Annotated in this window: 5 protein-coding genes; 2 read left to right on the plus strand and 3 right to left on the minus strand. The window is 74.7% G+C overall.

Features of this window, described 5'->3' with window-relative positions; all coding sequences use genetic code 11:
• Together DW299_RS07920 and DW299_RS07925 are read left to right on the plus strand one after the other, a co-directional pair.
• Positions 1-913, plus strand: a 913-nt coding sequence (locus tag DW299_RS07920; RefSeq protein WP_136036269.1) for a DUF3418 domain-containing protein, incomplete at its 5' end; no start/stop codon positions are given.
• Between the two features lie 203 nt (positions 914-1,116).
• A complete protein-coding gene (locus tag DW299_RS07925) occupies positions 1,117-2,061 on the plus strand; it encodes a quinone oxidoreductase family protein (protein WP_136030971.1) in 945 nt (314 codons plus the stop codon).
• 35 nt (positions 2,062-2,096) lie between these two features.
• On the opposite strand, the gene DW299_RS07930 is transcribed toward DW299_RS07925, so the two are convergent.
• The 3 genes from DW299_RS07930 to DW299_RS07940 form a co-directional block, all read right to left on the minus strand.
• On the minus strand, positions 2,097-2,777 hold the full coding sequence (locus DW299_RS07930; RefSeq protein ID WP_136036270.1) for an alkylhydroperoxidase domain protein: 681 nt from the start codon (positions 2,775-2,777) through the stop codon (positions 2,097-2,099).
• Positions 2,774-3,412, minus strand: a complete 639-nt coding sequence (locus DW299_RS07935) for a CMD domain protein (RefSeq protein WP_136036271.1) — start codon at positions 3,410-3,412, stop codon at positions 2,774-2,776. Before DW299_RS07935 ends, DW299_RS07930 begins: the two co-directional genes overlap by 4 nt.
• On the minus strand, positions 3,409-3,936 hold a 528-nt coding region (locus DW299_RS07940), incomplete at its 5' end, for an LLM class flavin-dependent oxidoreductase (protein WP_446724792.1). The genes DW299_RS07935 and DW299_RS07940, both read right to left, overlap by 4 nt.

Below are 3,936 nucleotides of genomic sequence, written 5' to 3' on the forward strand. Positions count from 1 at the left end.
CGCCGAGCGCGTCGCGGCCGCCCCGGTGGAGCAGACCGGGCTGACCGCGTGGACCTTCGGCGACCTGCCCGAGGTGCTCGACACCCGGGTCGCCGGCGGCGTCGTGCGCGGCTACCCGGCGATCGTCGACGCAGGCAAGAGCGTCTCCGTACGCGTGGAGGCGACCGCGGAGGCCGCCGCGACCGCGACCAGGGACGGCGTGCTCCGGCTGGTGCTGCTCACGGTGCCCTCGCCGTCGTCGTACGTGCAGGAGCATCTGACGAGCCAGGAGAAGCTGGCGCTCGCGGCGTCGCCGTATCCCTCCGCCGCGGCGCTGATCGAAGACGCCAGGGCCGCGGTCGCCCGCCGCGTGATCGACGCGTCGACCGGAGGGCCGGACGGCGCCGGTCGCGGGATCGTGCGCACGGAGGCCGAGTTCGCCCGCGTCCGGGAGGCGGTGTCGGCGGTGCTCGTGGACGAGCTGTTCGCCGCCGTGTCCCTGGTGGCGCGGATCCTGGTCAAGGCGCGCGAGGTCGAGCGGGGCATCAAGGCGCAGAACTCCCTGGCACTGCTCGGACCGCTGAACGACATCCGCACGCAGCTGAGCGGTCTGCTGCACCCCGGGTTCGTGTCGGCGGCGGGCATCGACCGGCTCGCGCACTACCCCCGCTACCTCGACGGCATGCTCGACCGCCTGAAGACGCTGGCGAACGAGCCGGGCAAGGACCGGGCGCGGCTGACCGAGTTCGAGCGCATGGCGACCGCGTTCACCGAGGCGGGCGGCACGATCCCGCTGCCGACCGACGCGCCGCCGACGCTGGTGGAGGTGCGGTGGCTGCTGGAGGAGTACCGCGTGAGCGTGTTCGCGCAGCGCCTCGGCACCGCGCAGCCGGTCTCGCCGCAGCGGATCATGAAGGCGCTGTCCGGGCGGTGATCCGGTCCGGGCGCTGATCCGGTCCGGGCGCTGGTCCTGTCCGGGCGCTGATCCTGCCCGGGCGCTGACGGTGTCCTCCCCGGGCGGTGATCCTGACCGGGCGCTGATCCTGACCGGGCGCTGATCCTGACCGGGCGCTGATCCTGACCCGGCGCTGATCCGGTCCCGGCGCTGACCGTGTCCTCCCCGGGTAGCCTGGGGACATGGCCAGCGCGATCGTCTACACCGAGTTCGGCTCCCCCGATGTCCTGCACCTGATGGAGGTGCCCGATCCCGTCGCCGTGCGCGGCGAGGCCGTGGTGCGCATCGAGGCCGCCGGCGCGAACCCCATCGACGCGAAGCTGCGCAGCGGCAAGCGTCCGTCACCGCCGATCACCGAACCGCGGGGCGTCGGCTTCGACGGCGCGGGCGTGGTGGAGGTGCTCGGCGAGGGCGTCGACGGGCTGGAGGTGGGCGACCGCGTCGCGATCCGTGACACGGTCGGCACGTACGCCTCGGCGCTCGCGGTCGAGGCCGACAAGCTGGTGAAGCTCCCCGACGCGGTGACCGCTGCCGAGGGCGCCGCGATCGGCATCCCCGCCGGCACCGCGTATCAGGCGCTGCGCTCGCTCGGCGTGACCGCGGGCGACGTGCTCCTGGTGCACGGCGGCTCCGGCTCGGTGGGTCAGGCGGCGGTGCAGTTCGCGGTGGCCGGCGGCGCGACCGTGATCGCCACCGCGAGCCCCGCCCGGCACGAGCAGCTGCGCGAGCTCGGTGCCCTCCCCGTCGCATACGGAGACGGCCTGCTCGACCGCGTGCGCGCGGCCGCTCCGTCGCCCGTCACGGTGGCGCTCGACTGCGCGGGCACGGACGAGGCCATCGAGACCTCGCTCGCCCTGGTGCCCGACCGCGACCGCATCGCCACGATCGTGCGCGGCCCCGACGCGGCCGACTTCGGCATCCGCGCGTTCTCGGGCGGCTCCCCCGTCCCGCTCACGGAGCAGGAGCTCGCCTGGCGCGCCGAAGCCCTGGAGAAGACCGTGGAGCTGCTCGCATCGGGCGACTTCACGATCGAGCTCGGTCCGGAGCTCCCGCTCGCCGAGGCGGCGCGGGCCCATGAGCTCATGGAATCCGGCGCCGCCTCGGGCAAGATCATTCTGGTGCCGTAGCCATCACCCTGGTGCCAGAGCCGGGGCCGCCCGGCTCAGGCCGGAGCCACGGGGCGGCCGAGCGACAGCATCAGCCGGTTCGCCCAGTTGAAGAACGCGGCGCCGTGCACCACGTCGGCGATCTCGCCGTCGTCGAGCCCCGCGGATCGCAGGAGCGCGATGTGGTCGGGCCCGAACGCGCTGGGCGTCTCGGTCAGCGCGACGGAGGCCGCGACGATCGCGTTCCACCGCTCGCCGAGGTCGGCGGACACGCCCACGTCGAGCAGCCGGTCCACGTCGTCCTGCCGCTTGCTGTGATGCGCCGCGAAGCGCGAGTGCACCGAGGCGCAGAACACGCAGCCGTTGCGCCGCGAGGCCGCGGTGGCCGCCAGCTCACGATCGGCCCTGGGCAGTCCGTCGGCGACGTTGTAGAAGATGTCCTTGTCGACCAGGGTGCGCGCCCGGAGCACCTCGGGGTCGCGCGCGAGCAGACGGAAGTAGTCGTTCTTGGCGCGAGCGGCGTCGACCAGGCCGTCAAAGTGCCGCTCGGTCAACTCGTCCTCCGCGAGCGGGGGCAGGTGCGGCGTCCACCCGACCTCGGCGCGCGTGAACCCGTGCGGGTGCGGGGCGTCGTCGTGTCGGAGCACGGTGTCGGCGGTGGCGGGCTCGGTGGTGTCGGTGGTGTCGGTGGTGGTGGGCTCGGTGGTGGCGGGATCGGTGGTGTCGGTGGTGGTCATGCGGCCTCCTCCTCGGTGGACGCGGCGGTGGGGTCGGTGGTGGCGGTCGCGAGTCCGGCGGCGGCGAGCACGCGGAGCCCGGTCACGACGCGCTGCTGGAACGCCAGGAACGACACGAGCTGCGACACCGTGACGATGCCGTCGGGCATCCACCCCGCGTCGAGCAGGCGGCCCAGGTCGGCGGCCGAGGCCTCGCGCGGCCGCAGCACCAGCAGGTGCGCGTGGGCGAGCGCGGCGGCCATTCGCCCGCCCAGAGCGTCCGTGGCGGCGGCGTCCGGCGCATACCTCAGCCCGTCGGTGCTCTCCCCCTGGAGCCCGGCCTCGGTGTACGCGCCGAACGGACCGGTGGCGGCGGCCCCGGCCAGCTCGGCCCTGACCACCGCGGCGCGCTCGGGATCGGCGGCCTCCGCCCGGTCGGCGTAGAACAGCGCGGTGGGGTCGTCGGCGCCTGCGAGCCCGGTCGCGAAGGCCGCGATCAGCTCGCGCTCGGCCTGCGACGCGTGCTGCACCGAGACGGGGCGGAACAGCGCGTCGAAGCTCGCCTGCAACTGCTCGCGCGTGATCGGACGGCGCCGCCGCAGCGCGTCGAGCCCCGGCGTCACCTCCGCGATGCGGTCGACGATGTCGTCGGTCATGCGTTCTCCTTGAGGGTCGTGTCCGCGGGGGACGGGGTGAGGGCGTAGCCGAGTGCCGGGGCGACCTCGGCGGCGAACAGCTCGATCGAGCGCAGCACGTGCTCGTGGGGCGCGTCGACCGAGTGCACCTGGAACGCGACCTCGGTCGCGCGGGACAGCGTCGCGTCGGCCGCGAGCGAGGCGGCCACCTCCTCCGGCGTGCCCAGGTGGGTGTCGAGCGCGGCGATCAGGTCGTCGAGGTCGTCGCCCGGGATCGTCTGGCCCTGGCGGCGGAAGCCCTCCGCGGCGCGCCGCAGCCCGACCTCCGCGAACCGCAGCGCCTCGGCCCTGTCATCCGCCACGAACACGGTGCGCGAGGCCGTGATGCGCGGCGTGACGCCGGCCGGCAGCGCGTCGAGGTAGGCGTCGATGATGGGGTCCTGCAGCTCCGACAGCGGCGCGCGGAGGCGCTCGGCCGCGCGCGGCTGCGTGCGCGAGAGCAGCAGCCCGTGGCCGTGCACACCCGCGCGGCGCCCGCCCGCGGC

Origin of the sequence: Microbacterium sp. K35 (genome assembly GCF_004794375.1) — a bacterium.
GTDB classification, from domain to species: domain Bacteria; phylum Actinomycetota; class Actinomycetes; order Actinomycetales; family Microbacteriaceae; genus Microbacterium; species Microbacterium sufflavum.